The organism is Streptosporangium sp. NPDC002524, assembly GCF_040295985.1.
Taxonomy (GTDB): domain Bacteria; phylum Actinomycetota; class Actinomycetes; order Streptosporangiales; family Streptosporangiaceae; genus Streptosporangium.
Map to the genome: position 1 here is coordinate 1 of NZ_JBEOWK010000012.1, position 26,258 is coordinate 26,258.

General features: G+C 71.2%; 23 protein-coding genes and 1 pseudogene. 10 read left to right on the top strand and 14 right to left on the bottom strand.

Features of this window, described 5'->3' with window-relative positions; genetic code table 11:
• From ABT053_RS21350 to icmB, 3 genes are all read right to left on the bottom strand, one after another.
• Positions 1–488 (bottom strand): CoA-binding protein (locus ABT053_RS21350; protein ID WP_350970848.1); only part of this gene is annotated, 488 nt, incomplete at its 3' end.
• Complete coding sequence (gene sucC, locus ABT053_RS21355) at positions 488–1,669, bottom strand: ADP-forming succinate--CoA ligase subunit beta (protein WP_350970849.1); 1,182 nt, start codon at positions 1,667–1,669, stop codon at positions 488–490. The genes sucC and ABT053_RS21350, both read right to left, overlap by 1 nt.
• A gap of 353 nt (positions 1,670–2,022) precedes the next feature.
• The gene (gene icmB / locus ABT053_RS21360) at positions 2,023–2,430 is read right to left on the bottom strand and encodes a coenzyme B12-dependent isobutyryl CoA mutase small subunit (protein WP_350970850.1); all 408 of its coding nucleotides are present in this window, start codon (positions 2,428–2,430) and stop codon (positions 2,023–2,025) included.
• Between the two features lie 429 nt (positions 2,431–2,859).
• Here icmB and ABT053_RS21365 point away from each other — a divergent pair, with 429 nt between their 5' ends.
• Positions 2,860–3,741: a hypothetical protein gene (locus tag ABT053_RS21365; RefSeq protein WP_350970851.1), complete on the top strand. Its 882-nt coding sequence runs from the start codon at positions 2,860–2,862 to the stop codon at positions 3,739–3,741.
• A gap of 356 nt (positions 3,742–4,097) precedes the next feature.
• Positions 4,098–5,015, top strand: a complete 918-nt coding sequence (locus ABT053_RS21370; RefSeq protein WP_350970852.1) for a hypothetical protein — start codon at positions 4,098–4,100, stop codon at positions 5,013–5,015.
• A 260-nt stretch (positions 5,016–5,275) separates the two neighbouring features.
• On the opposite strand, the gene pcrA is transcribed toward ABT053_RS21370, so the two are convergent.
• Positions 5,276–7,540 (bottom strand): DNA helicase PcrA, encoded by a 2,265-nt coding sequence (pcrA, locus tag ABT053_RS21375; protein WP_502991824.1) that lies wholly within the window; start codon positions 7,538–7,540, stop codon positions 5,276–5,278.
• Between the two features lie 116 nt (positions 7,541–7,656).
• On the opposite strand from pcrA, the gene ABT053_RS21380 reads away from it, so the two are divergent.
• Both ABT053_RS21380 and ABT053_RS21385 read left to right on the top strand, forming a co-directional pair.
• Complete coding sequence (locus ABT053_RS21380; RefSeq protein ID WP_350970853.1) at positions 7,657–8,376, top strand: PIG-L deacetylase family protein; 720 nt, start codon at positions 7,657–7,659, stop codon at positions 8,374–8,376.
• A 103-nt stretch (positions 8,377–8,479) separates the two neighbouring features.
• On the top strand, positions 8,480–9,379 hold the full coding sequence (locus ABT053_RS21385) for an ABC transporter permease (protein WP_350970854.1): 900 nt from the start codon (positions 8,480–8,482) through the stop codon (positions 9,377–9,379).
• 653 nt (positions 9,380–10,032) lie between these two features.
• Here the strand turns inward: ABT053_RS21385 and ABT053_RS21390 are convergent.
• From ABT053_RS21390 to ABT053_RS21415, 6 genes and pseudogenes are all read right to left on the bottom strand, one after another.
• A pseudogene (locus ABT053_RS21390) lies at positions 10,033–10,545 on the bottom strand (CPBP family intramembrane glutamic endopeptidase); the annotation flags it as partial.
• Positions 10,546–10,646: 101 nt separating this feature from the next.
• Positions 10,647–10,925 (bottom strand): WhiB family transcriptional regulator, encoded by a 279-nt coding sequence (locus ABT053_RS21395; protein ID WP_350970855.1) that lies wholly within the window; start codon positions 10,923–10,925, stop codon positions 10,647–10,649.
• 303 nt (positions 10,926–11,228) lie between these two features.
• A complete protein-coding gene (locus ABT053_RS21400; RefSeq protein ID WP_350970856.1) occupies positions 11,229–11,921 on the bottom strand; it encodes a neutral zinc metallopeptidase in 693 nt (230 codons plus the stop codon).
• An 89-nt stretch (positions 11,922–12,010) separates the two neighbouring features.
• On the bottom strand, positions 12,011–13,480 hold the full coding sequence (locus ABT053_RS21405; RefSeq protein ID WP_350970857.1) for a glutamate-cysteine ligase family protein: 1,470 nt from the start codon (positions 13,478–13,480) through the stop codon (positions 12,011–12,013).
• A 91-nt stretch (positions 13,481–13,571) separates the two neighbouring features.
• Positions 13,572–14,210, bottom strand: a complete 639-nt coding sequence (locus tag ABT053_RS21410) for a response regulator (RefSeq protein WP_350970858.1) — start codon at positions 14,208–14,210, stop codon at positions 13,572–13,574.
• A 214-nt stretch (positions 14,211–14,424) separates the two neighbouring features.
• Entirely contained in the window at positions 14,425–15,639 is a 1,215-nt protein-coding gene (locus tag ABT053_RS21415; protein ID WP_350970859.1) for a PspC domain-containing protein, read from the bottom strand.
• Between the two features lie 141 nt (positions 15,640–15,780).
• Between ABT053_RS21415 and ABT053_RS21420 the strand changes: the two genes are divergently transcribed.
• From ABT053_RS21420 to ABT053_RS21445, 6 genes are all read left to right on the top strand, one after another.
• Complete coding sequence (locus ABT053_RS21420; RefSeq protein WP_350970860.1) at positions 15,781–17,481, top strand: PspC domain-containing protein; 1,701 nt, start codon at positions 15,781–15,783, stop codon at positions 17,479–17,481.
• Entirely contained in the window at positions 17,471–17,677 is a 207-nt protein-coding gene (locus ABT053_RS21425) for a hypothetical protein (RefSeq protein ID WP_350970861.1), read from the top strand. The genes ABT053_RS21420 and ABT053_RS21425 overlap by 11 nt, the downstream gene beginning before the upstream one ends.
• Positions 17,678–17,749: 72 nt before the next feature.
• Complete coding sequence (locus tag ABT053_RS21430; RefSeq protein ID WP_350970862.1) at positions 17,750–18,325, top strand: CGNR zinc finger domain-containing protein; 576 nt, start codon at positions 17,750–17,752, stop codon at positions 18,323–18,325.
• Positions 18,326–18,484: 159 nt separating this feature from the next.
• Positions 18,485–18,928, top strand: coding sequence for a VOC family protein (locus ABT053_RS21435; protein WP_350970863.1), 444 nt, complete (start codon positions 18,485–18,487; stop codon positions 18,926–18,928).
• A 6-nt stretch (positions 18,929–18,934) separates the two neighbouring features.
• Positions 18,935–19,915, top strand: coding sequence for a pyridoxamine 5'-phosphate oxidase family protein (locus ABT053_RS21440; RefSeq protein WP_350970864.1), 981 nt, complete (start codon positions 18,935–18,937; stop codon positions 19,913–19,915).
• A gap of 202 nt (positions 19,916–20,117) precedes the next feature.
• Positions 20,118–21,287, top strand: a complete 1,170-nt coding sequence (locus ABT053_RS21445) for an SRPBCC domain-containing protein (RefSeq protein WP_350970865.1) — start codon at positions 20,118–20,120, stop codon at positions 21,285–21,287.
• A gap of 54 nt (positions 21,288–21,341) precedes the next feature.
• Here the strand turns inward: ABT053_RS21445 and ABT053_RS21450 are convergent, their stop codons facing one another.
• From ABT053_RS21450 to ABT053_RS21465, 4 genes are all read right to left on the bottom strand, one after another.
• Positions 21,342–23,756 carry an FdhF/YdeP family oxidoreductase gene (locus ABT053_RS21450; protein WP_350970866.1) on the bottom strand — a complete coding sequence of 805 codons (2,415 nt, stop codon included), beginning with the start codon at positions 23,754–23,756 and terminating at the stop codon, positions 21,342–21,344.
• 150 nt (positions 23,757–23,906) lie between these two features.
• Complete coding sequence (locus tag ABT053_RS21455; protein WP_350970867.1) at positions 23,907–24,548, bottom strand: nucleoside deaminase; 642 nt, start codon at positions 24,546–24,548, stop codon at positions 23,907–23,909.
• A gap of 69 nt (positions 24,549–24,617) precedes the next feature.
• A complete protein-coding gene (locus ABT053_RS21460; protein WP_350970868.1) occupies positions 24,618–25,715 on the bottom strand; it encodes a hypothetical protein in 1,098 nt (365 codons plus the stop codon).
• On the bottom strand, positions 25,712–26,251 hold the full coding sequence (locus tag ABT053_RS21465; protein WP_350970869.1) for an RNA polymerase sigma factor: 540 nt from the start codon (positions 26,249–26,251) through the stop codon (positions 25,712–25,714). The genes ABT053_RS21460 and ABT053_RS21465 overlap by 4 nt, the downstream gene beginning before the upstream one ends.
• Between the last annotated feature and the right edge of the window lie 7 nt (positions 26,252–26,258).

The window sequence follows — 26,258 nt, forward strand, 5'->3', positions numbered from 1 at the left end:
AGCTGGTAGGTCAGCGTGCCCGACTTCGAGACCAGGCCGATGCGGCCCGCGCTGGTGATGTCGGCCGGGATGATCCCCGCGTTGGAGGCGCCGGGCGAGGCGATGCCGGGGCAGTTGGGCCCGATGATCCGGGTCTTGCCGCCCTTGGCGATCGCGTACGCCCAGAACTCGGTGGTGTCGTGGATCGGGACGCCCTCGGTGATGACCACGCAGAGCGGGATCTCGGCGTCGATGGCCTCCTTGACGGCGTCCTTGGTGAACGCCGGGGGCACAAAAACGACCGACACATCGGCGCCGGTGTCCTTGATCGCCTCGGCGACGGTGCCGAACACGGGCAGGCCCTCGTGGACGGTGCCCGCCTTGCGGGCGTTCACGCCGCCGACGACGCGGGCGCCGGAGGCGAGCATCCGGCGGGTGTGCTTGGTGCCCTCACCGCCGGTCATGCCCTGGACGATGATCTTGCTGTTCTCGTTCAGCCAGATGGCCATTACGCACCTACCGCGGCGAGCTCGGCGGCGCGCTTGGCCGCATCGTCCATGGTGTCCACCAGTTCGACGCCGGAGAGCTTGGCGTCGGAGAGAATCTGACGCCCGAGTTCGGCGTTGTTGCCGTCCAGACGGACGACGAGCGGGCGGCTCACGCTCTCCCCGCGGGCGTCCAGCAGTTGGAAGGCCGAGACGATGCCGTTGGCGACCGCGTCACAGGCGGTGATGCCGCCGAAGACGTTGACGAAGATCGACTTCACCGCGGGGTCGGAGATGATGATCTCCAGGCCGGCCGCCATCACCTCGGCCGAGGCGCCGCCGCCGATGTCGAGGAAGTTGGCGGGCTTGGGCTGTCCGGGGAACGCCTCGCCCGCGTAGGCGACGACGTCCAGGGTCGACATGACCAGGCCGGCGCCGTTGCCGATGATGCCGACGGAACCGTCGAGCTTGACGTAGTTGAGGTCCTTGGCCTTGGCCGCGGCCTCCAGCGGGTCCTCGGCGTCCTTGTCCTCGAAGGCCGCGTGGTCCGTCTGGCGGAAGGACGCGTTGTCGTCGAGGGTGACCTTGCCGTCGAGGGCCTTCACCTGGCCGTCGGCGGACAGGATCATCGGGTTGACCTCGACGAGGGAGGCGTCCTCGTCGACGAAGGCGCACCAGAGCTTCTCGATGAGCTCGGCGGCGCCGTCGAGCGCGGCCTCCGGCAGCCCTCCGGCCTGGGCGATCTCACGGGCCTTGGCCCGGTCGACGCCGTCCAGCGGGGAGACCGGGACCTTGGCGACCTTCTCGGGGGCGCTGTGCGCGACCTCTTCGATGTCCATGCCGCCCGCCGCCGAGCAGATGGCGAGGAACGTACGGTTGGCGCGGTCGAGCAGGAAGGAGAAGTAGTACTCCTCCGCGATCGCGCTCGCCTCCTCGATCAGGACCTTGTGGACCGTGTGGCCCTTGATGTCCATGCCGAGGATGTCGGTGGCCTTCCGTTCGGCGTCGGCGGCGTCGTCGGCGACCTTCACGCCACCGGCCTTGCCTCGACCACCGGTCTTGACCTGGGCCTTGACAACGACACGGCCGGTCAGCTGCTCGGCTGCCGCCCGTGCCTCCTCCACGGTGTGCGCGACCACGCCGCGCGGCACCGGGATGCCGTACTCCGCGAAGAGCTCCTTCGCCTGATGTTCGAACAGGTCCACGAGGGTCCGTCCTTGCTTGTCCGGCTGGTGTACAGATGTGAGCGGGCCGACTCCATGATCCAAGGGGGAGCCCGGCGGTTTTGCGCCAATGAAGCCTAGCCCGCCTCATGGCATGACCAGGTAACCGGGTTCCAGATCGTACGCCCCGAATGCTGTTCGCGCCGAACCGGCCGTCCCGGCCACCGGTCCCGGGGCCGCCTCACCGCGCTGACGGACGATCTGTCAGAGGTTCGTCAGACAGGCGAGGGGGCCGAGGAGAGGTACGGCGAGAGACCCGCCGGACGAGCGGGGGCGTCAGGCGAGTGGAGAACCGGCAGGTGGACGAGGGGCTTGTCAGACGGGTGACGGGATCGTCAGACGGGTGAGGGGATCGCGCTCCGCACCCAGTCGACGATCTCCTGGGTGGTGGCGCCCGGGGTGAAGACGCGCGCGACGCCCATCTCCTGGAGCGCGGGCATGTCGGCCTCGGGGATGATCCCGCCGCCGAACACCACGATGTCGGCCGCGTCGTTCTCCTTCAGCAGCTCCAGCACCTTGGCGAAGAGCGTCATGTGCGCGCCGGACAGGATGGACATCCCGATCGCCGCGGCGTCCTCCTGGATCGCGGTGCGCACGATCTGCTCGGGCGTCTGGTGCAGGCCGGTGTAGACGACCTCCATCCCGGCGTCCCGCAGCGCCCGCGCCACGATCTTCACGCCCCTGTCGTGACCGTCCAGCCCCGGCTTGGCGATGACGACGCGGATCCTTGACACGGCATCCATCCAGACCTCCTTGTCTGCGCTCCCCTCGCGACGTGGGAGCTGTCCGCAGCGTAACCGGCCGCGCCGCGCCGGGCTCGGCGGGCCACCGCGAACCACGGTACAGCGGTAAGAATTCCCCCGCCTTTCCGTACGGCGCCACGGCCCGTCTCCCCGCCCGCCGCACCCCGCCCGAACGGGCCGGAATACGCGGGGAACCGAGGTTCCGCAAAAAAAGGGAAACTAACCGTCCGTGATTGTTCAGGAACCAATCCGTGTTCCCGGAATAGCAGACGACGGCGTACCAAAGACCGGCAGGACATCTCTGCACCGAATGTGCACGATTAATTCAAGGCAATCGTCCAAATGCGCTACCATTCCGTGATCTTGTCACACAAGAATGTGTCGTCCCTCCCCCAGCGGGGCGGAGGGATCAATCAGGAGGACTTCCCTTTGAAGCGATACATCGCCGGGCTGGCATGCGCCGCAACGGCCGTGCTGGGCGTTCCGGCGCTGGCATCGACCGCGCACGCCCAGGCCGCCGATCCGATCAGCGCACTGAAGAAGCAGTTCAAAAACGGTCGTGGCGTCACGTACGTCGACACCACGAAGGGGCGTGCCTCGTACGGCAGTGCGGTCGTGGCTCAGCGCAAGGGGGTGCTCCAGTTCGGTGCCTCCGGAATCGGCGCGTCCGACCAGACCACCAAGCTGCGCATCAAGGCTAGCGACATCGCGGCGATTTCCGAGCAGGCGAGCGAGGAGGAGGCCAAACTGCTGGCCGGCCTGGCCAAGCCCGAGCGGGTGATCCGCGTCAAGAACACCTCTTACATCTCCGGCGGCATCTTCGGCCAATTCCTGCCCGAGGACAAAACGTGGATGAAATTGCCCGTGGGCAATCTGGGCAACACCGGCCGGTTGAGCCAGCTCGTCAACCCGGCCGAACCCGCGACGCTCAAGGCCCTGCTCGCACGCGCCACGGTCAAGCGTCCGACCGCCTACTCCGGGAAGATCACTTTCGGTGAGCTCTACAAGGTCTCACCGTGGTTCCGGGCCGGCATCTTCGTCCCCCCGACCGCCAAGCAGTCGAAGACCGTGGTGCAGTGGAAGCTGGTTCTCGGCTCCGACCTGCTCGCGAGGAGCCTGACCACTTCCTATCCCGCGAGCGCCCTGTCCACCGCGCCGGGGATGACCATATCGGTCGAGACCCGCTACACCGGCTGGGGATCCAAGGTGACGGTCAAGGCTCCGCCGGCCGATCAGGTCGCCAAGCCGGAGGATCTGGAAGAGGGCGTGGACGTCAACGCCCCCATCCCCCTGCTGAGCGGCGGCAGCTGATCACCCCGCGCTGATCACACGGCCCGGATCACACGGCCCTGATCACACGGCCCTGATCACACGGCCCTGATCACATGGCGCTGATCACATGGCGCTGATCGTCCCGCGCTGATCACATCTCGCACCACCCGAGCCGCGCCCGGCAGGCTCACCCGCCGGGCGCGGCTCGCGGCGTTCTTCGCTCCGTACGGGATCCGGCCTGTAGGAGGAGTTCCCCACTGCCCGGAGCGACGGACACCCGTGGCGCCCGGTCCCGGCGCTTCCGGCGATTCTTGATCCGACATTTCGGGATATAGGTAAGAATCTTGGTCCACCCTCCGCGACGACGCGAGGACCATACGGGAGGACCCCCCTCGATGAGGCGAATCATCGCCACCCTGACCGGCGCCACCATGGCAGCCCTGATCGTTCCCACGCTGGTGACCGTCGCCCCGGCGAGCGCCGAGGCCGTCCGGACCACCCAGGCCACCGCGACCACCGCGGCCGACCCGGTCTCGGCACTGAAGCGCCAGTTCAGGACCCACCGGGGCGTGAAGCTCACCGAGAACACGAAAATCGTCGGCGAGGGCAAGAAGAGCCGGGTGATCTTCACCCGCCGGAGCGGCGTGCTGGAGTTCGGCAGGAGCGGCCTGGTCGCCTCGGACCTGACCACCAAGTTCAACCTGCCCCTCCCGGACAACGAGCTCAAGGGCCTGTTCACCCCGTCACGGACGCTCTCGCTGAAGGGCGTCAGCTACACCTCGGGCGGCGTCTTCGCCGAGTCCATGCCCGAGGGCAAGAAGTGGCTGCGCACGCCCGGTGACGCGGTCTCCCTGGTCAGCGCCGTCCAGCAGATCATCAGCACCGTCGAGCCCGGCACGCTCAGGGCGACCCTCGCCCACACCCGCGCCAAGCGTCCCGGCGGGACGTGGGACGGCACCCGGACCACGGTCCACTCGGGCACGATCACGCTGGCCGAGCTCTTCAGGGTCTCTCCCGCGGTACGCACGATGCTGGGCAGGAAGCCCGTCGGCAGGTCCGCGACGCTCCCGGTGACCTGGAAGATCTATCTCGGCTCCGACCAGCTGGTCCGCCGGGTCGTGTCGTCGTACACGGAGTCCACCCGGGGCCTGAACAGCACCGAGCTGACCTACGTCAACGACACCCGCTACACCGGCTGGGGCACCAAGGTCACGATCAAGGCGCCGCCCGCCGACCAGGTGGCCGACTTCGACGAGCTCATCGGTGACACCACCCGGCCGGAGGACCCCATCGGGGAGATCTTCAAGGGCTGAACCGGCCCGCGCCGACTCATGGGCCTCATGGACCGAACCGGCCCATGGCGCCCGGGAAGGCACGACGGACACGGGAAGGGCCCGGAGAGCGACCGCTCCCCGGGCCCTTCCCGGCTTCCCCGGACACTCACCCGGAGGTCGGAGCCTCCCTGGACACTCATCCCGAGATCAGAGCCTTCCCGGACGCTCACCCCCGGAGGCCAGAGCCTTCCCGGACGCTCACCCCGAGATCAGAGCCTCCCCGGATGCCCACCCCGAGATCAGAGCTTCTCCAGGGGCGCGTACGCCAGCAGCAGGGTCTTCTCCCCGCCGCCACCGAAGTCGATCTTGACCTTGGTCTTCTCCGCGACGCCGTCGACGGACACGACCGTGCCCAGGCCGAACTGGTCGTGGGTGATCCGGTCGCCGGGGGTGAGGTTGGGGATCTGCCTGCCGCCGGGCTTCCTCGCCGGGGCGGGGCGGGAGTCGCGGCGGGTGGCGGCGCTCCAGGCGCTCTTCTCCGGGTCGCTGCGCCAGTCGACCAGGTCGGACGGGATCTCGGCGACGAACCGGGAGGCCGGGTTGAACGCGGGCGAGCCCCAGGAGCTGCGGACGGCCGCTCTGGAGATGTACAGACGCTGCTCGGCCCGGGTGATGCCGACGTAGGCGAGGCGGCGCTCCTCCTCCAGCTCCTTGGGCTCGCCGAGCGAGCGCATGTGCGGGAAGACGCCGTCTTCCATGCCGGTGAGGAACACCACCGGGAACTCCAGCCCCTTCGCGGTGTGCAGCGTCATCAGCGTCACCACGCCCTGGCCGCCGTCGGCCGCCGGGATCTGGTCGGCGTCGGCGACCAGGGAGACCTGCTCCAGGAACTCCACCAGCGTGCCCTCGGGGTTGGCCTCCTCGAACTCGGAGGCGACCGAGACCATCTCGTCCAGGTTCTCCAGGCGGCTCTCGTCCTGCGGGTCGTTGGAGGCCGTGAGCTCCAGGCGGTAGCCGGTGCTCGCCAGCACCTCCTGGGCGAGCTCCGAGGGCGTCATGTCGTCGGCCCTCACCATGAGCTCGTCCATCAGCGCGACGAACTCCTTGATCGCCTTGAGCGAGCGGGTGGCCATGCCCGGCGCGTCGTCGGCCCGGCGGAGCCCCTCCCAGTAGGGGATCCGCTCCCTGGCGGCGAACGCCTCGATCATCGCCTCGGCGCGCTCGCCGATGCCGCGCTTGGGCACGTTGAGGATGCGGCGCAGCGACACCACGTCGTTCGGGTTGGACAGGAAGCGCAGGTAGGCGAGCAGGTCGCGGACCTCCTTGCGCTCGTAGAAGCGCACCCCGCCCACCACCTTGTACGGCAGGCCGGTCCGGATGAAGATCTCCTCGAACACCCGGGAGGCGGCGTTGGTCCGGTAGAAGACCGCGACCTGGCCGGGCACGACGTCCTCGTGGTCGGTGAGCCTGTCGACCTCCTGCGCGACGAACATGGCCTCGTCGTGCTCGTTGTCGGCGACATAGCCGGTGATCTTCGACCCGGCGCCCTGGTCGGACCAGAGGTTCTTGGGCTTGCGGCTCGCGTTGCGCGAGATCACCGCGTTGGCGGCGGACAGGATCGTCTGGGTGGAGCGGTAGTTCTGCTCCAGCAGGATCGTCCTGGCCTCCGGGTAGTCGCGCTCGAACTCCAGGATGTTGCGGATCGTCGCGCCGCGGAAGGCGTAGATCGACTGGTCGGCGTCACCGACCACGCACAGCTCGGCCGGGGCGACCCCGCCCTCCGTGCCCTCCCTGACCAGGTCCCCGTCGGCGGTGCGGAGCTCGGGACGGCCGGCGATCTCGCGGATCAGGGTGTACTGGGCGTGGTTGGTGTCCTGGTACTCGTCGACCAGGATGTGGCGCCAGCGGAGCCGGTAGTGCTCGGCCACGTCGGGGAAGATCTGGAACAGCGTCACCGTCAGCATGATGAGGTCGTCGAAGTCCATCGCTCCGGCCTCGGTGAGCTTCTGCTGGTAGTTGCGGTACGCCTCGGCGAGCTTGCGCTCCAGGTGGGTGGACGCCTGGGCCGACGCCGTCTCGTAGTCGATCAGCTCGTTCTTGAAGTTGCTGACCTGGGCGGAGAACGACCTCGGCGGGTAGCGCTTGGGATCGAGGTCCATCTCGCGGCAGACCATCGCCATCAGCCGCTGGGAGTCGGCCTGGTCGTAGATGGAGAAGCTCGTGGGGAAGCCCAGGCGCTTGGCCTCGCGGCGCAGGATCCGCACGCACGCGCTGTGGAAGGTCATCACCCACATCGCCGCCGAACGCGGGCCGATGAGCCGGTCGACCCGGTCCTTCATCTCCCTCGCGGCCTTGTTGGTGAAGGTGATCGCCAGGATCTCCTGCGGCTGCACGCCCCGCTCGCCCAGCAGGTAGGCGATGCGGTGGGTCAGCACCCGGGTCTTGCCGGAACCCGCGCCCGCGACGATGAGCAGGGGGCTGCCGTGGTGCACGACGGCCTCGCGCTGCTGGGGGTTGAGCCCGTCGAGCAACGGATGGGTCAGGGAAGAGGCTGGGATCGACACGTCCCCTAGGTTAGAACGACCGACCGACAACCGGGTCCAGCCACCGCAAAGGAATGCGGGTGGACTCGCTCACGGTTGTGATGACGGAGCGGTACGGGGACAACGGAGGGGCTTCCATGCTTTCTGAGAACGAGATCAGCCGCGTACTCGCGATAACCGCGCACCCCGACGACGTCGACTTCGCCGCCGCGGGCACGATCGCGCTGTTCACCGACCGAGGCGTCGAGGTGACGTACTGCGTGGTCACCGACGGTGACGCGGGCGGCTTCGACCGCGAGCTGGACAACGGCGGCATGGCCGAGTTGCGCCGGGCCGAGCAGTCCAACGCCGCCAAGGCCGTAGGCGTGACCGACGTCCGCTATCTCGGCCACCACGACGGGACCGTGGTGCAGAGCCTGGAGCTGCGGCGCGACATCACCCGGGTCATCCGCCAGGTCAAGCCCGACCTGGTGATCACCCACAGCCCCGAGCGCAACTACCGGTTCATCGCCCCCAGCCACCCCGACCACCGCGCGGTCGGGGGTTCCGCCCTCGACGCCGTCTACCCCGACGCGCGCAACCCGTACACCTTCCCGTCGCTGCTGCTCGACGAGGGGCTGGAGGCGTGGACCGTCCGCGAGGTCTGGCTCAACGGCGGCCCGGCGCCCGACCACCACGTGGACGTCACCGACACCTTCGACCGCAAGCTCGCCGCCCTGCGCGCCCACGCCAGCCAGATCGGCCACCTGGAGGACTTCGAGGACTTCCTGCGGGGCCGCTTCTCGCAGATCGCCGCCGAGGCGGGCTTCGGCGAGGGCCGCTACGTGGAGGCCTTCCAGCGGGTCTCCACCGCCTGACCCTCCCGAGGGCACCGCCGGGGGCCGGACCCCCCTCACCGTCGGCGCCGGGGCACCTGGGAACCTGGGAATCCCGAAGGCACCCGACGGGAAGTCCGCGCCGTTGAACAGCATCCACCTGTCGCTCGCCACCGCCGTCGTCGTCGTCCTGCTCGCCGTCGGAGCCGCCGCCGTCGCCTGGCTCGGCCGCCTCGGGCACGCGCCCGCGGTGCTCGTGGCGTGCCTGCGCGCCGCCGCCCAGCTCGGCGTCGTGTCCCTGATCATCGTGTGGGCCGTCGAACGCGCGCTCGCGGTGACGGTCTTCGTGCTGGTCATGTACGGGGTGGCGAGCGTGACCGCGGGACGCAGGATCACCTCGGGTCCCGCCGTCCGGTGGGCCGCGGCGCCCATCGCTGCCGGGACCGTACCGGTGCTGGCGCTGCTGTTCGGCAGCGGCGTCGTCCCGCCCCTGGGCATCACGCTGATCCCGATCGCGGGCATCCTGCTGGGCGGGTGCCTGACGGCCACGGCCCTCGCGGGACGGCGGGCCCTGGACGAGCTGACCCACCGGCGCGGCGAGGTGGAGGCGGCGCTCTCGCTGGGCTTCTCCGAGCGGGACGCGGCGCTGGAGATCTGCCGCCCGCCCGCGGCGCAGGCGCTGGTGCCCGCCCTGGACCAGACGGGAACCGTGGGCCTGGTCACGCTACCCGGCGCCTTCGTGGGAATGCTGCTGGGCGGGGCCGGCCCGCTCCAGGCCGGAGTGGTGCAGCTCGTCGTGCTGGTCGCGCTGCTGGCCGCGGAGGCGGTGGCCGTGGTCGTCACGGTCGAGCTCGCCGCCCGCGGCCTCTTCGGCGACGGTCAGCGGCCCGGGGCGGGCTCCTCCGGCGGGGCCGGGCGGGTCGGACGGGCCGGACGGCTCAGGTGGACCGGCTGGACCGGATGGACCGGCTGGACCAGATCGTCTGAACGGGCCGGACGGGCCGGACGAGGGCGGTTCGGCGGGGCCAGGCGGGCGAACAGGTAGCCCAGGGAGTTGGTCGCGACGTGGAACATCGCGGGAGCGGCCAGGCCTCCCCTCCTGCGCAGCTCGGTGAAGAGCACCCCGGCGAGGCCCGTCGTGACCACCGACCCGGCCACGACCCGCGCCACCTGCCACGCGGGCGCCTTCCCCGGGCCTCCGGAGACCCCCGGCGCGCCTCGCGCGGCCCGCACAGCCCGCACATCCAACGCGTCCGGCGTGCCCTGCTTACCTTGCGTTTCCTGCACGCTTTGCCCGCCCTGCGCGCCTTGTGTGCCCTGCTTACCTTGCGTTTCCTGCGTGTCCGGCGCGCCTTGCCCGCCCTGCGCTCCTTGCGCGCTTTGCCCGCCCTGCGTGCCTTGCCCGCTCCGCGCGCCTTGTGTGGCCTGCGCGTCCGATCCGGGAGGCGTGTCCGATCCGGTGGGCGTGTACGGCGCGCCGGGGCGCTCGCTCTCCGGCCCCCCGCCGAGCCCGCTGCTCACCGACCCGTCTCCAGGACCGCTCGCCGACCCGGCCCCGGGGCCTCTCCCCGTGCTCCCCGCGCTCCCCGTGCCCTCAATGCCGGTGTCGCGGGCGGCCGGAGCGTCGAGGGACTCAAGGGACTCCCCCGCGGCCAGGCGGCTCAGGGCGGGGTTGGCGGCCATCATGTCGACGGCGGGCAGGATGTGCCAGAGGCCGAAGAGGACCGAGGAGACCGCGGTCGCCGTACCGTGGCCGTGGGAGCGGGCGACGAGGGCGTGCAGCACCCCGCGGAAGCCGACCTCCTCGAGCAGGACCGTGCCGACCGGCACCTGGAGCAGGGCCTCCTCCAGCGCGCGGGCGCGCGACAGGGACAGAGCGCGCTCGTCGCGGAAGAACCGGCGGGTGGCCGGGACGGCGATGCCCACGGTGTAGGCGGCGGCCACGGCGGAGACGAGCGCGCCGCCGATCCGCAGGCCCCGCGCGCGCCGGTGGAATCCCAGCTCGGCCCAGGAGAGCCCGGAACGGCGGGCCATCACGACCAGCGCGCCGGTGGCCGCGGCCGAGGTCAGCGGTGCCAGCCTCGGCGCGAGGCGGTTGTTGAGCACGTTGGCCGCCACCAGCACGGCCACCGCGCCCGTCAGCACACCCGCGGACACCCCGGACACCCCCTCGGGTCCGGTACGGGCGGCTCGCCCCGGCTCGCGCTCCATGCCCACGACTGCCACGACTCCCTCGGACACCGTCTCGCGCCCCGCGTGCCGGGCCGCGCCGGGGACCGTGATCTTCGGGTCCCCTCGAATCCGGTTCGAGGCTACGCGACGGGGGCTCGGCCCGCGGACGCCTGGCGCCAGCCGGTGGGGAAGCGCAGGCTACGGCGTTCCCGCACCGTCAGGCCGCCCCAGATCCCCTCGGGCTCGGCCGCGCGGAGCGCGTAGGCCCGGCACTCCTTCAGCACCGGGCACCGCTCGCAGACCGCCTTCGCCCGCGCCTCGTGCTCGGGCGACTGCGTCAGCGGGAAGAACAGCTCGGGGTCGCTCGTAGCGCAGGCACCCCGTGAAGCCCAGCCGATCTCCCGCACCGTCATCCGCATGACATCGCCCCCTGGTGGCTCACCGTCCTCAGCCAGACTAGGTCGGCCTCGGGGGCCGGACATCAGCCTCTTGACGGATTCACCCGTACTCATCGCGGCGTACTTCCTTGTGGTGGCGTCCTCCCTCATCGGGGCGTACTCCGGCGGCGCGCCGCTCCCGTGAACTCCCGCGACGCTCGCGCCGTTCCCGTGGACCTCCGTGACACCCTCGCGACACCCCGCGCGGCGCCCGTGAGGCCCCCGCGCGCCCCCGTGGCCCGCTTCGGCGTCCGCCACCGTGTGACGAAGTCCCGGGACCAGGCCTCAGCAGGCGGTCGTCCCCTGGTTGTATCCCTTGGCGAACAGTTGCTGGCGCTGGCCCGCCGTGCCGTGGGCGTCCGGGCGCAGCCAGTCGTCGGTGGGGTCGCCCGCCGCGGCGAGGTTGATCAGGAGTTCGTCCTCGTCGCCGGGCTCGGTCTGCAGCGAGCCGCCCTTGACGAGCGCCCCCAGGGTCCCCCCGGCGTAGCAGTCGGCCTGGAGCTCCTGCTCGATGTTCAGGCGGAACGCCGTGTTCAGCTGCGCCTGCACCGCGTGCCCGAACTCGTGCGGGATGATCACGTAGACCGAGCCGTCGCCCATCCGCTCGTAGAGGCCGTTCATCCACTGCGCGTCGTAGGCGATGAAGTGTCCCACCGGGCAGTAGAAGGCGTTGTTCGGCACCGAAGGCTGCCCGCCGCAGTCGGGCCCGTCCTCTCCCTGGTAGGCGACGAACTCGGTGACCGGGCGGTAGGTCAGCCCGGCGGCGGAGAAGGTCTGCTTCCAGTAGGCCTCGGTGAGCTCCCTGGCCAGCTCGACGTCCGACTCGAACGTCTGCCCGCGCGCGCTGGGCGTGGCCTCCTCACCGGTCTCGCCGGTCTCACCGGTGGGGCCCGCTTCCGGTTCCGTGCCCTCCCCCACGCTCCCGCAGGCGGTGACGGCGGCCAGGACCAAGGCCAGGAAAAAGGCTGACGCTCTCATGGGCCCATCGTGACGGAGTCCGCGGCCCTCGCGCGAGGGATCGGCGCGACCGGGAACCGTCCGGCGCGAAAGCGGGGGTAGAAGCGAGCTCACAGGGACGGCCAGGTGTGGACGGGCTCGTTGGTGTGCATGTTCTCGATGTAGCGCAGGGTCATCCGGCGCAGCGCCTCGTGCCTGTCGAGGTCGCCGAGCGCGTTCACCGCGTCGATCTGCCAGCTCGCCCCCGTCGTGCCCGTCAGGCAGCGCTGCTCGACGATCCCCAGCAGCCGGTCCCTGGCGCCGGGGTCCACCCCCCACAGGTCGAGTCCCTCGTACGCGAGCGGCAGCAGGCGGCGCAGGACCAGCTCGGACGCGACGACCTCGCCGAGTCCCGGCCAGAAGAGCCGGGCGTCCAGGCCGTACCGGGCGGCGGCGTGCAGGTTGTCCTCGGCCGCGGCGAACGACATGCGCGTCCACACCGGGCGTTCGGCGTACGGGAGGACGCGCATGAGCCCGTAGTAGAAGGCGGCGTTGGCGGCGACGTCCGCCACCGAGGGCCCCGCGGGCAGCACCCGGTTCTCCACCCGCAGGTGCGGGATGCCGTCCACGACCGCGTAGACCGGCCGGTTCCACCGGTAGACGGTGCCGTTGTGCAGGGTCAGCTCGCCGAGCTGCGGGGTGATCCCGCGCGCCAGCTCCTCGCGCGGGTCCTCCTCGTCGCACAGGGGCAGCAGGGCGGGGAAGTAGCGGGCGTTCTCCTCGAAGAGGTCGAAGACCGAGGTGATCCACCGTTCGCCGAACCACACCCTGGGCCGTACGCCCTGGGTCTTCAGCTCCACCGGGCGGGTGTCGGTGGCCTGCTCGAACAGCGGGATCCTGGTCTCCTGCCAGAGCCTGCGGCCGAACAGGAACGGCGAGTTGGCCGCCAGCGCCACCTGGGGGCCCGCGATGGCCTGGGCGGCGTTCCAGTTGGCGGCGAACGCCTCCGGGCTGACCTGGAGGTGGAGCTGGAGACTCGTGCAGGCGGCCTCGGGGGTGATGCTGTCGGCGTAGGTCTCCAGGAACTCCTCGCCCTCGATCGAGAGGTGCAGGTCCTCGCCCCTGGCCGCGAAGATCTGCTCGTTGAGGAGCTTGTAGCGGGGGTTGGCCGACAGCGTGCCCTCGTGTACGTCGCTCTCCCGCAGCGTGGGCAGGATGCCGACCATCACCATGTGCCCGCCGACGGTGCGGGCCCGTTCCTCGGCGTGGTTGAGGCGGTCCCTGATCACCCTCTCCAGCCGGGCCGCGCCGTCGCCGTCCAGGGACTCGGGCAGGACGTTGATCTCCACGTTGAACTGGCCGAGCTCGGTCGCCCAGTCGGGCTGGGCGATCGCCTCCAGCACCTCGGTGTTCTTCATGGCCGCCTCGCCGCGCTCGTCCACGAGGTTGAGCTCGATCTCCAGCCCGGCCTTGGGCTCGTCGAACTCGAATCTGGACTCGCGCAGCATCTGCGCGAAGACGTCAAGGCACCGGCGGACCTTGTCCCGGTAGCGCCGCCGGTCCTCGCGGCTGAACACCATCGCAGGTACATCGCGTCCCATACTTCGCAGAGTCGCACAGAAGTAACTACTCGTACAGAAGCCCGCGGGTGACGGATTGCGCGAAAGCCCGTGAGGCCGGACGCGCGAAGGCTCAGACCAGGCGCCGCGCCGTGGCCCAGCGGGACAGCTCGTGACGGTTGGAGAGCTGCAGCTTGCGCAGCACGGACGAGACGTGGGTCTCCACCGTCTTGACCGAGATGAACAGCTCCTTGGCGATCTCCTTGTACGCGTAGCCGCGGGCGATCAGCCGCAGCACCTCGCGCTCGCGCTGGGTGAGCGAGTCGAGCTCGGGGTCGATCGGCGGGGCCTCGCTGGAGGCGAACGCGTCCAGCACGAACCCGGCCAGCCTCGGGGAGAAGACCGCGTCGCCCTCGGCGACCCGGCGGATCGCGTCGGTGAGCTCGCGCCCGCTGATGTTCTTGGTCACGTATCCCCTGGCACCGCCCCGGATCACGCCGATGACGTCCTCGGCCGCGTCGGAGACCGACAGGGCGAGGAAGCGGACCGTGGAACCGGCGCCGAGGACCCGGCGCAGCACCTCCTGGCCGCCGCCTCCGGGCATGTGCACGTCGAGCAGGACCACGTCGGGCCCCAGCGCGGCGATCGCCTTGACCGCGGACTCCACGTCCTCGGCCTCCCCGATCACCTCGATGGAGTCGCCCAGCTCGGCCCGTACGCCGGAGCGGAACAGGCGGTGGTCGTCGACGATCAGGACCTTCACCACACTCATCGGACTTCTTCCCCTCGCGGTCCCGAGGGTCGCTCACCTGCCCGCCGCGATCCTCGCCGTGATCCTACGCGCAGGACCCCGGCCCGCCGCGACCCCAAGATCCGTTCCTCGGCCCGCCGTGGCGATCCCGAGAGGCATTCCGGGATCCGCTTCCCGGCTCGCCGCGATCCCGGGGGCGGGGCCCCGGTTCGCCGTGTCGTGGCCCGCTCGCCGCTCACGTCTTCTCCAGCTTCATGGTCAGCATCACTTCCGTGCCCTCGCCGGGCTCGGTCCGCACACGGGCGCTGCCCCCGTGGCGCTCCATCCTGCCGATGATCGACTGGCGGATACCCATACGATCCTCGGGCACGTCGCCCATGTCGAACCCGATCCCCCGGTCCCGGACGAAGACGGTGACCTCGTCCGGCTCGGTCTCGGCGTACACGGAGACGACCTCGGAGCCGGAGTACTTCGCGGCGTTGACCATGGCCTGCCGCGCGGCCTGCATCATCGCGGACAGCTCGGGGGTGAGCGGGCCGTCGCCGACGCAGACGACCTCGATCGGCACCCCGTGCGCGTCCTCCTCCTCGGCCGCGACCCGCCGCACGGCCGCGGCCACCGAAGCGTCGGCGTCCTGCTGGGGCTGGTAGAGCCAGTTGCGCAGCTCCCGCTCCTGGGAGCGGGCCAGCCGCATCACCTCGCGCGGGTCCTGGGCGTTGCGCTGGATCAGCGTGAGCGTGTGCAGCACCGAGTCGTGCACGTGCGCGGCCACCTCGGCGCGTTCCTCCTGCCGGATGCGCTCGCGGCGCTCGCGCTGCAGCTCCTTCCACAGGGCGGCCAGCCAGGGCGCCGCGATCAGCGCGACACCGCCCACGACCACCAGGGTGAACACGATGCCCGGACGGGCGTTGCCCAGCTCGTCGTTGGCCACCAGGAAGCCGATCGCGCCGACCACGACGAGCACGAGCCCGAGGAAGGTACGGACCCGGTTGCGGCGGACCTGCCCGACGGTGTTGCTCATCCAGCGCTGCCGCCGGTCGGGGTCGGCCTGCTGCCACAGGATCAGCGAGCCGATGCCGCCCACCGCGATCGGCCAGGCCCCGATCCCGGTGCCCGAGGTGCCGGTGAGCCAGCCCAGGGCCGTCAGCGCCATCCCGATCGCGCCGTACGCGGCGAGCTGGCTCCAGTCCCTCCCGGGCTCCCTGCCCTCGTACGGCTCGCGCGGGGTGAACATCCACAGGGCGGCGTACGCCAGGGCGCCGAAGCCGTTCGGGACGGTGAGCAGCACGAAGGCCAGCCGCAGCACGACCGGGTCGAGCCGGAGCTGGGCGGCGGCCCCCTGGGCCACGCCGGCGACCAGCCGCCCCTCCACCGGCCTCACCAGGCGGGGGAAGGGGGCGTCCTCGGTCGTCACGGGCGCCGCGTCACGAACTGTCTGTCGGTCAGCCATATCGTCAGCATCGTCACATGAACCAGCCTGCCAGTGCATCAGGCGTTCCCCTGAAGCGACCCTGAGAGAGACCTACCCTCTCCGGGACGACTCAGGGGTCTCCCGGATGCATCGCGGACCGGGAAAGGCCACGATGAGGACATGAACGACACCGGGCGGGCCCAGGATCCGGCGAGCTCGCCGTCCGCCTCCTCCCCCTTCGAGGAGCGCTTCCAGGAGCGTCCGGAGGAGCGCTTCGAGGAGCGCGGCCTGGGACGCAGCAACGAGGGGCGCATGCTCACGGGCGTCTGCGCCGGTCTGGGGAGGTACGCCGGGATCGACCCCGTGGTGCTCAGGGTCGGTTTCGCGGTGCTGGTGCTCGGTTCCGGGATCGGGATCATGCTCTACATCGCGGCGTTCCTGCTGATGCGCGAGACCGACGGCGGTCCCGGCTACCTGGAGCAGTGGATCCGGCGCGACTTCGACGGCGAGACGGTCCTGACCCTGCTGACCGGCCTGTTCGCCCTCGGACTGATCGTCAACATCTCCTCGGACGGCATCGGCACCGGCACGGTCGTGGTCGGCACGGTGTTCGCCATCGCCCTGCTCGCCGCCCATTCCCGCGGGGTCGACCTGCTGGCCGTGGCGAGGTCGCTGCCCGAACGGCTGCGCAGGCGCCGCGCCCCGTCCTCCCCCTCGTCCCCGCCCTCGTCCTCTTCCTCGGCCGGTCAGTGGCCCGGCCCGTCCGCCTCCGCGCCGGGCACCGCCGCCGGGCAGCGCCCCGTCGGCGAGCGGAATCCGGTCGGTGATCGGGACCCTGCCGGTGATCGGGATCCGGTCGGTGATCGGGACCCGGTCGGTCACGCCGCCGCGTCTCCCGCCGCCCACGCGTCCTCCCGGCCGGGCGCCGAGACGGTCACGGAGCGGTACGCCCCCGCGACCGGACCGGGATCCGCGCCGGTCCCCCCGCCCCCCGCCCCCGGGCCCCAGGCCCCGCCTGCCTCGGGCAACCGTGCCGGGCAGGCGCCGGGCATGCCCCCGGGCCCCTTCGGACGGCCGCCGGAGTACGGGCCGCGGAACGCCCCGACCGGCCCGTACGGCGCCGCGAGGCCGGTGTTCGACTCCTCCGGCGAGCCCTTCTCCCCGTACGGGCCCTACCAGCCCCTGGACCCCCGGAGGCGGCAGCAGCCGTACTCCCCCTACGACCCGTCCGTTTACGGCGGGACGGTGGTGGCGCCGCCCAGGCCGCCGCGGCGCAGGTCGCTCGTCGGGAGCTTCACCATCAGCCTGGCCATCATCGTTGGAGGGATCATCGTGGCGATCCAGTCCGCATCGGGACCGGTCAACATGACGGTCGTCGGCGGCGCGGCACTCGTCGTCGTCGGCGCCGGCCTGCTGATCGCCACCTGGTTCGGCCGGGGAGCGGGGCTGGTCGCGACCGGCACGGTCCTGTCGATCGCCCTGATCGCGGGGTCCACGCTGGGCGGCATACCGAAGAGGTTCGGCAACTACGCCTGGGAGCCCGCCACCCTGTCCGAGGTGGCGCGCACCTACTCGGTGGGCGTGGGAGAGGGCAGGCTCGACCTGGGCGACCTGGTCCTGCCGCCGGGCTCGCGGACCATCGTGGACGCCTCGGTCTCGGTCGGCGAGATGATCGTGATCCTGCCCTCGACGGCGCGGGTCGAGGTGAACGGCTCCACCAGGTTCGGCGACGTCAAGATCGACCACGTGGTGGAGGGAGGGGCCGACATCGAGCACAACAGGATCCTGGAGCCCGAGGTGACCCCCAAGGGCGACGCGGCGACGATCGTGCTGAACATCAAGGCCGGAATCGGGGACGTGGAGGTGCGCCGTGCGGCCTGACGTCGACAGGACCGAGCGCCGTCTCGTGCACCGTACCGACTGGATGGCCCTGCTCAGCGGCATGGTGTTCATCGCGATCGGCATCGTCTTCATCAGCGAGCCGTCCGTCCAGCCGATGGTCATGCTCATAGTCCTGGTGGGCGGCCTGGGCTTCGCGGGCCTGATCGCCATCCTGGCCAGGCTCATCCGGCGCTAGGGCTCACCGCGTACGGGACGGGACCGAAGAGACCTAACGGCAAAAGACTGGATCGGGCATTAGAGTCGGGGTATGTCCGCCCTGGAGTTCGTCAGCACCGTCCGCGCGACGCGGGCCGGTCCGACCGACACGCTCGCCGACGTCGAGGGCATGACCGCGTGGGGCCGGGCGCACGCCGCCCAGCTGGGCGTCGACCCGGGCTTCGTCGCCACGGAGGAGCTGCGGCGCGAGGTGGTGGAGCTGCGGCAGGCCGTACGGGCGCTCTTCGCCAGGGCGGTGGAACCGGGAGCCGCGAGCGGCGCGGACGCGCACCGGCTCCCCGGATTCGCCGAGTCCCTCGACCTGGTCAACGCCGCGGCGCTCGCCGTGCCGCTGGCCGCGCGGCTGGAATGGCCCGCCGGGGGCGCTCCCCGGGCGCGGGCCGTCCCCGGCGACGGGACCGCGGAGTCCGCGCGGATCCGGGCGGCCCTCGCGACGTCGGCGATCGAGCTGCTGGCCGGGCCGCGGCGCGAGCGGCTGCGCACCTGCCCCGCGCCGCGCTGCGTGCTCTACTTCCTCAAGGAGCACGCCCGGCAGGAGTGGTGCTCGGTCGGCTGCGGCAACCGGGCCCGCGCGGCCCGTCACTACCACCAGCACCGCGACGTCTGACCCCGCCCGCACTTCATTACGTCTCTTGAGCCAGGACTCTTTCCAGTGTGACTTACATCACTTATTTATAATGGGAAACACGGTTTTTATGCGTTAGGTTTGGGTCCTGCGGTCAAACTAACGGGACGACCCGTTAGAAAGCCCGACGGGAGAGACCAGATGACCTTCCAGACCGGCCACGTCGGCCTCAACGTCTCCGACCTCGACAGGTCCAGGGACTTCTATCTCAAGATCTTCGGCTTCGAGGTCCTCGCCGAGTCCGGCGAGGCGGACCGCCGGTACGCCTTCCTCGGCCTCGACGGCACCCTGGTGCTCACCCTCTGGCAGCAGAGCGAGGGCCTCTTCGCCACCGGCCTGCCCGGCCTGCACCACCTGTCGTTCCAGGTCCCGGACATCGAGACGGTCCGCCGGGCGGAGGCCGCGATCAGGGAGGCGGGTGCCACGCTCCACCACGACGGCGTGGTGGCGCACCGCGAGGGCGCGTCCTCGGGCGGCGTGTTCTTCGAGGACCCCGACGGGATCCGGCTGGAGATCTACACGCCCACCGGGGCAGAAGGCTCCCCCGCACCGGTGGCCACCGCCCCCACCTGCGGCTTCTTCTAGGCAATCATGGAACACGCAGGAGAGATCGCGGTCCAGCGAAGGGCCGGAGTACGCGTGGCGGGGCTGGGTTCGGCCAGGACCCGGGCGGAGATCCCGGCGGTGGCGGCCGAGTTCCTGGCGCGACAGCGGATGCTGCTGATCGGGGCGACGGGACGGGACGGCCACCTGTGGGCGTCCGTCCTGACCGGGCCCGAGGGGTTCGCCGAGGCGGTGGACGAGCGGACGGTCGTGATCGACGCGGTGCCGGGCGAGCGCGACCCGCTGGCGGGGCTGGACGGGGGCCGGATCGGCATGCTCGCGATCGAGCCGCTGAGCAGGCGCAGGATGCGGGTGAACGGCACGGTCTCGCGGGAGGACGGGCGGCTGGTCGTCCGCACCGAGCAGACGTACGCCAACTGCCCCAAGTACATCCAGGCGCGAGAGCTCGTCACAGAGCCGGGACCGGAGCTGGGACCGAAGCCAGGACCGGGAGCAAGACCGGGACCGGGGCTGGAACCGGGACCGGCGGGCTCCCCCGGATCCCCCGGATCCCCCGGATCCACCGAATCCTTCGGCTCCACCGGTTTCTCCTCCGCGACGGCGTTGAACGACGACGACCGGGCGTGGATCGAAGGCGCCGACACGTTCTTCGTCGCCACCTCCGCGCCCGGTCTCGGAGCCGACCTGTCGCACCGGGGCGGCAACCCCGGGTTCGTCCGGGTGCTGGACGACCGGCGGCTGGTCTGGCCGGATTACGTGGGCAACTCCATGTACATGACGCTGGGAAACCTGGAGCTGGACGACGGCTGCGGCCTGCTCTTCCTCGACTGGGAGGGGGGCGACGCCCTGCACCTGACCGGGCGGGCCCGCGTCGACTGGGATCCCGGAGACGTCCCGGGCGCGCAGCGGCTGGTCCGGTTCGAGCTGGACCGGCTCGTCCGCGTACGGGGAGCCAGCCCGCTCCGCTGGAGGCTCGCGGAATACTCCCGCCACAACCCGCCGGTCTGAGGGCGCGGCACGGATCGGCGCATCGTCCCCGCCAACGAGGGCAGTACCAAGAGCGGGCACAGATCTGGCGTGCGGACCGTGCGGACCGCACGGACACGGACCGTCACGGGAGGCCCGACCTGGCTCCAGGGCGGCATACTGGCAATACGCCCCCGTGTAGTCGTAATGTCGCGACAGCGGCCGACCGGTGAGGAGCGGAGCGATGGCGATGCGATTCGAGCACGAGTTCACGGTTCCGGTGCCTGTCGATCAGGCGTGGCCGGTGCTGCTCGATGTCGAGCGGATCGCGCCCTGCCTGCCCGGAGCCGCCGTGGACAAGATCGAGGATGACTCCTTCACCGGCCGGATGAAGATGAGGATCGGGCCGATCACGGTGACGTACCAGGGCCGGGCCGCCTTCGAGAAGGTGGACGAGGACACCCGTTCCATGACCATCAGGGCCTCCGGCAAGGAGGCCAGGGGGCCGGGCACGGCGGGGGTCACGGTCGTCGCGCGCCTGCACCCCGACGGCCGGAACACCCGGGTCACCGTCGACACCTCCCTCAACGTGACCGGGCGCCCGGCCCAGTTCGGCCGGGGCGTGATGGCCGAGGTCGGCGGGAAGCTGGTCGACAGGTTCGCGGCCAACCTCTCCCGCCTGCTGGGCGAGGGGCCCGGCGTGGAGACGGCCGACGAGACGACCGCCGGGACGGCCGGTGTGGGCGGCTGGAGCGCGCCCCCGGTCCAGGAACCCGCGTCCACGGGGCCGGCTTCCACGGGACCGGGCGACGACGACGTTCCGGCGATCTCGGATACCTGGGGCCCCGGCCCGGCACGCCCGGCCGACGCGGACAGCTCACGCGAGCCCACCGGCTCCACTGACTCCACTGACTCCGCCGATTCCGCCGGCTCCGAGACCGTGCCCGCCGCACCAGCCGCGTCCACCGGTCCCGCGGGTTCGACGGCCTCCGGCGCGGAGAGCCCCGGCACCACCGGCTCGGCGTTCCCCGGCCCCGCGGGCTCGACGGGACACGGCCCGGAAGGCCACGAGGGCACGGCGGCCTCCGGCGGCACGGCCCCGGGCGCGGCGGCGTTCGGACTGGGCGGCCCCGGCGGGCCGGAGAGCCTGAACGGCCCCGAGATCCCGGGTGGGCCGGGACGTCACCTCAGCGCGGTGCCGACGCCGCCCGGCCTCGTCGTCGGCGAGGAGGCGGAGTCCCGCCAGAGCCACCCGGCGGGCACCTCGCGCACCTCGCTCAGCCCCGACGAGGAGGCCCTGAACCTCCTGGAGGTCGCGGGCCTGCCGCTGCTCAAGCGCGTCGCCCCCCTGGTCGCCGCCCTGACGGGCATCGTCCTGCTCGCCTGGCTGATCCGCCGCGCCCTGCGGCACTAGCCGTACTCAGCCGTCCTGGCCGTACCCAGCCGTTCTGGCCGTACTCAGCCGTATTCAGCCGTCCGTGGTGTCGCCGCCTCTCCTGGGCACCCGTTCCCGCTCCGGACCGCGCCGCCGCGGGCCCGCCGCGCGGGCCGTCACCGGGGTGATCTCGACGGTGAGGTGCTTGGTCAGCGGCTGCCCGCTCTGCGGGCTGAAGTCGCCGATCCCGCAGAGCAGGTTCAGCTCGGGCATGTATCCGGCCGCGCTGCCGCGCGGGATGTCGTAGCCGAAGGCGCGGTAGCCGTACACGGTGCGCCTGCTGCCGTCCCTGGCGATGCTCGTGATGTCGACGAGGTCCGCCTCGGCGAGGCCCCGTTCGCGCATGTCGTCGCGGTTCATCAGGACCAGGGTGCGCAGGTTCTTGACGCCCCGGTAGCGGTCGTCGTCGGAGTAGATGGTGGTGTTCCACTGGTCGTGGGAGCGCATCGTGCCCAGCGTCAGGCGGCCCGCCGCCGGGACGACGTCCGGGATCGGGGCGTTCGAGAACTCGGCGCGGCCGGACTCGGTGAGGAAGACCAGCTCGCGGGCGGGCTGGTGGATCCGGAAGCCCAGCGGGAGCCTGGCCCGGCGGTTGAAGTCCTCGAACCCGTCGAGGACCTGGGCCATGGTGTCCCGGATGCGGTCGTAGTCGTCGACGTACTCCTGCCAGGGCGTGGCGCTGTGCGGCAGGGTCGCCCGTGCCATCCCGGCGATGATCGCCGGTTCGGACAGCAGGTTCCGGGAGGCGGGGGCCCTCATGCCGAGCGACATGTGCACCATGCTCATCGAGTCCTCGACCGTGACGCCCTGCAGGCCGCCGCGCTGGCGGTCCTTCTCGGTACGGCCGAGGCAGGGCAGGATCAGCGCCTTCCTGCCGTGCACCAGGTGGCCGCGGTTGAGCTTGGTGCTGACCTGCACGGTCAGCTCGCAGTTGCGGAGCGCCTGGAAGGTGTACGCGGTGTCGGGCGCGGCCAGCGCGAAGTTTCCGCCCATGCCCACGAACACCTTGACGTCGCCGCGGTGCATCGCCGCGACGGTGCCGACGGTGTCCAGGCCGTGGGCCCGCGGCGGGTCGATGCCGCACACCTCGGCCAGCCGGGACAGCAGGTGCTCGCTCGGGCGGTGGGTGACGCCGCAGGTGCGGTTGCCCTGGACGTTGCTGTGCCCCCGGATGGGGCACGGGCCCGCGCCCTCGCGGCCGATGTTGCCGCGCAGCAGCAGCAGGTTGACGATCTCGCGTACGGTGTCGACGCCGTGTTCCTGCTGGGTGATGCCCAGGCACCAGCTGATGACGGTGCGGTCGGACCGCATGTAGACGCGGGCGAGCTCGCGGATCCGGGCCTCGTCCACGCCTGACTGGAACTCCAGCTCCGGCCAGGTGGCCTCGGCGCACGCCCGCCGGTAGTCCTCGAAGCCGTGCGTGTGGCGGTCGACGAACTCCCGGTCGACCGCCTTCGGGTCGGTCTCCGCGGCCTCCAGCACGACCTTCCCGACCCCGCGCAGCAGGGCCAGGTCGCCGCCGATCCTCGGCCGCACGTTGAGGGTGCCGATCTTGGTGGCGTGGAAGGTCCCCATCGCCAGGAAGTCGTGCGGCACGATCGTGCTTCCCGCCGCGGCCTCGACCATCGGGTTGATGTGCACGAGCTGGGCGCCGCGCCGGTACGCCTCGGCCAGCGAGGTGAGCATGCGCGGCGCGTTGGAGGCCGCGTTGGCGCCGATGACGAAGAGCGCGTCGGTCTTGCCCCAGTCGTCCAGGTCGACGGTCCCCTTGGCGGTGCCCAGCGCGGCGGTGAGTGCCCGGCCGCTCGCCTCGTGGCACATGTTCGAGCAGTCGGGCAGGTTGTTGGTGCCGAACTCGCGGGCCCACAGCTGGTAGAGGAACGTGGCCTCGTTGCTCAGCCGCCCCGAGGTGTAGAACGACGCCTCGTCCGGGCTGTCCAGCTTCCCGAGCTCCGCGCCGACCAGCTCGAACGCGTCCGGCCAGGAGATCGGCAGATACCTGTCGAAGTGCGGGTCGTAGACCATCGGCTCGGTCAGCCTGCCCTGGTCCTCCAGCGCGAAGTCGGTCCAGCCCGACAGCTCGGTGACGGTGTGCGCGTCGAAGAACGCGCGTCCGACCCGCTTGGGGGTCATCTCCCAGGTGACGTGCTTGATGCCGTTCTCGCAGATGTCCAGGCGCAGGCCCTTGGTGCTGTCCGGCCACGCGCACCCCGGGCAGTCGAAGCCGTAGTTCTCGTGGTTCATCCGGAAGATCGCCCGCGTCCCCTCGACCGGCTCCCGCGTCCTGGCCAGCACCCTCCCGACGCTGAGCGCGGCCCCCCAGCCCGCCGCCGGGTGCCGGTAGTCGCGCCTGGAGAAGGGCTCCCCGGTGTTGGGGCCCCGCCCCCGCGCCGGAACCCCGGGCCGTCCCCGCCCGAGCATCTCCTCTGGAACCTTGTCGTCGGCCATCAGCGGTCTCCCCGAGATCGCGCAGCCGTACCCGATATGCGGGCACATGCCGCGATATTTCCGGTCTACCGCCCCCGATCCCGTACCAAGGTCAAACAGTCCCCCGGCCTTGCCCAAGCTTGGGCCATCAACCGGCCCGCGACGGCCCCGCTAAGGGGGTTCGATCAGCAGATCCCAGACCTGTTCCAGAGCCCGCTCCGGGGTCGCGGGAAGATCGGCGGCGCCTCCGAGCCGATGTGCGACGGCTCGGGCGAGCTCCGCCCGTCGCGGTGCCGTCGCCTCCATCGCTCGCATCAGGGCTCCGTCGGTGTTCAGGCACGGCAACACCGCGAACCACTCGCCGAGCGGTCCGGTGAACGGTCCCGTGACCTCCGGCCACCGGCGCCGCACCTCATCGTTGAGCTGCGGCATCCGCTCGATTCCCAGCCAGGCCGGGTCGAACGCGCCGAAGTGGAACCGGCCGATCCGTGCCACGACCATGGCTCCCAGGCACATCGGGCACGGATGCAAGGTCGTGTAGAGCACGCTGTCACGGGAGCGGTCCTTCCGCGCCGGAAGCGCCGGAAGCGCCGCCAGCGCCTCCATCTCCGCGTGAGCGAGAAGACCTCGTGGCGATTCCGATGTGAAACGCCGGTTGCGTCCCCGACCGACCACGTTCCCCGTCCCGTCGGTGAGCACCGCGCCGACGGCGACCCCGCCGTGACGGTAGGACTCCCAGGCCATCTCCACAGCCGCCCGCCACGGCTCGTCCAACCGCGACCAGAACTCGCGGGCCGATCCCTGTATCGACATGCCGTGATCCTTCCGCATGACCACGAGCCGGCGAGGGGCGGGACCGGCCGGTTCGGCGCACGTCGATCGTCAGCGGACACACCTCTCGGCGTCGTCCGACGTGCAGCCCTTGGGTACGTGAGGCGACGTGGTGGTCCAGCCGGGCTTCCCGGCGGTGATCGTGGTGATCACGGTGCCGGCTGGCATGCCGTCCCTGGCCGTCACCAGTGCTTTGCGGAGGCCGAGCGGGTCGCCGGTGAGGGGGTCGACCAAGATCCGGCTCTCGGTGCCCTCGAACAGGGATGTGCGTGCCAGCGCGATCGCCGCGCGCCCGTAGGGCCCCTCGGCCCTGTCGACAACCCGGGCACCGGGGAGGGCCGCCAGCATCCGGTAGACGGCCGCGCCCGTGCCCGGCGAGATCGGCGCGTCCCACAGGAGGGAGGACCCCACCGACCAGAGCCAGTCGTCCGCCGTCTCATCAGGTCCTTTGGGCTTCACCCTGCTGTACGCGGGCCAGTACGTGAGGAGTCTGGCCCTGAGACCTCCCGGCTCCTCCGGCAGTTCCATGATCTCCTTCAGGCCCAGGGGAACCTCGAAGACGCCCAGGGGACGTACCGGCCGGTTCGGGGGGTCCGGCACGACGAGGGTCCGGTCGACCGGCGGGAAGTCGTCACAGCCTCCGCGCGACGCGCAGAGCTCCGGCGAACCCGCGCGCTCCCACGCGGCGCGGTCCTTCTCCGTGGTCGGCACCGTGCCGAGCCGGGTCCATTCGCGCACCGCGGGCAGGGCAGGGCTGTACCAGAGCGTCTGACGGCCCCAATCACTGACGACGTAGCCGTCGATCCGCATCCGCAGGAAGATCTCGGTGGTCGTCCGCCAGTAGGAACCCTCGACCGGCTCCGGTCTCGCCGCCGCCCGGTCCGCCACCGCCTCCAACGTCCCTCCCGGCCCTCCGGCCCGGGGTGCGATGTCCGACCCCAGCCGGGGCACGATCATGACGGACGCGACGACCGTGGCCGTGACAACGGCGGCGACCGCCCATCCGAAACGCCCCCGGGGGCGTTCGTCGAACCGCCGCCGCGAGGACCTCGCGTCGTTCAACGCCCTGGCCCTGGTCTCGGCGGTCTTCGCGGGATCGGCGGGCGGGACGTCCGGCATCACGTCGTCGATGAACTGGAACTCCTTCAACGGACCTCAACTCCCAGCGCGTCGCGCAGCTTGGTTCTGGCCCGGCTGAGCCGGGAGGCCACGGTGCCGTAGGCGACCCCGAGCGCCTCGGCGATCTCCTCGTAGGTCAGGCCCCCGTACGCGATCAGCAGCACCACGTCGCGTTCGCCTTTGGACAGCCGTGCCAGCGCCCCCGACAGCCGTCCGACCGTCACCCCCGCCGTGACCCGCTCGGCGACCCGCTGGTCATGACCGTCGGCGGCGGCGGGCGGCCCGGTCCTGGCCAGTGCCCGGTAGCGGCGGATCTCGGCACGGCGATGACGGCCGATCAGGTTGGTCGCGATGCCGTACAGCCACGGCCGCTCCCCGCCCCTGGCGGCGTCGAACCGGTCGCGCCGGCGGAAGGCGATCAGGAACGTCTCCGCGGCCAGGTCCTCGGCGACGTCAAGATCGAGCCTCCGTCCGATGTAACGGCGGATCTCCTCGTAGTGGGCGTCGAAAACGGTGGCGAACCGCTCCCGGTCGGCCACCGAGGCCGCCTCAGAAACAGTGATCATGCAAGGG

What these genes read in the sequence shown, in the direction of transcription:
- ABT053_RS21405 (WP_350970857.1), bottom strand. Translation starts at nt 13,480, where the DNA reads ATGGGACGCGATGTACCTGCGATGGTGTTCAGCCGCGAGGACCGGCGG.
- ABT053_RS21430 (WP_350970862.1), top strand. Translation starts at nt 17,750, where the DNA reads ATGTCCGCCCTGGAGTTCGTCAGCACCGTCCGCGCGACGCGGGCCGGT.
- ABT053_RS21420 (WP_350970860.1), top strand. Translation starts at nt 15,781, where the DNA reads ATGAACGACACCGGGCGGGCCCAGGATCCGGCGAGCTCGCCGTCCGCC.
- ABT053_RS21415 (WP_350970859.1), bottom strand. Translation starts at nt 15,639, where the DNA reads ATGGCTGACCGACAGACAGTTCGTGACGCGGCGCCCGTGACGACCGAG.
- ABT053_RS21380 (WP_350970853.1), top strand. Translation starts at nt 7,657, where the DNA reads ATGCTTTCTGAGAACGAGATCAGCCGCGTACTCGCGATAACCGCGCAC.
- ABT053_RS21455 (WP_350970867.1), bottom strand. Translation starts at nt 24,548, where the DNA reads ATGTCGATACAGGGATCGGCCCGCGAGTTCTGGTCGCGGTTGGACGAG.
- ABT053_RS21450 (WP_350970866.1), bottom strand. Translation starts at nt 23,756, where the DNA reads ATGGCCGACGACAAGGTTCCAGAGGAGATGCTCGGGCGGGGACGGCCC.
- ABT053_RS21465 (WP_350970869.1), bottom strand. Translation starts at nt 26,251, where the DNA reads ATGATCACTGTTTCTGAGGCGGCCTCGGTGGCCGACCGGGAGCGGTTC.
- ABT053_RS21400 (WP_350970856.1), bottom strand. Translation starts at nt 11,921, where the DNA reads ATGAGAGCGTCAGCCTTTTTCCTGGCCTTGGTCCTGGCCGCCGTCACC.
- ABT053_RS21440 (WP_350970864.1), top strand. Translation starts at nt 18,935, where the DNA reads ATGGAACACGCAGGAGAGATCGCGGTCCAGCGAAGGGCCGGAGTACGC.
- ABT053_RS21445 (WP_350970865.1), top strand. Translation starts at nt 20,118, where the DNA reads ATGGCGATGCGATTCGAGCACGAGTTCACGGTTCCGGTGCCTGTCGAT.
- ABT053_RS21395 (WP_350970855.1), bottom strand. Translation starts at nt 10,925, where the DNA reads ATGCGGATGACGGTGCGGGAGATCGGCTGGGCTTCACGGGGTGCCTGC.
- icmB (WP_350970850.1), bottom strand. Translation starts at nt 2,430, where the DNA reads ATGGATGCCGTGTCAAGGATCCGCGTCGTCATCGCCAAGCCGGGGCTG.
- ABT053_RS21410 (WP_350970858.1), bottom strand. Translation starts at nt 14,210, where the DNA reads ATGAGTGTGGTGAAGGTCCTGATCGTCGACGACCACCGCCTGTTCCGC.
- ABT053_RS21370 (WP_350970852.1), top strand. Translation starts at nt 4,098, where the DNA reads ATGAGGCGAATCATCGCCACCCTGACCGGCGCCACCATGGCAGCCCTG.
- ABT053_RS21435 (WP_350970863.1), top strand. Translation starts at nt 18,485, where the DNA reads ATGACCTTCCAGACCGGCCACGTCGGCCTCAACGTCTCCGACCTCGAC.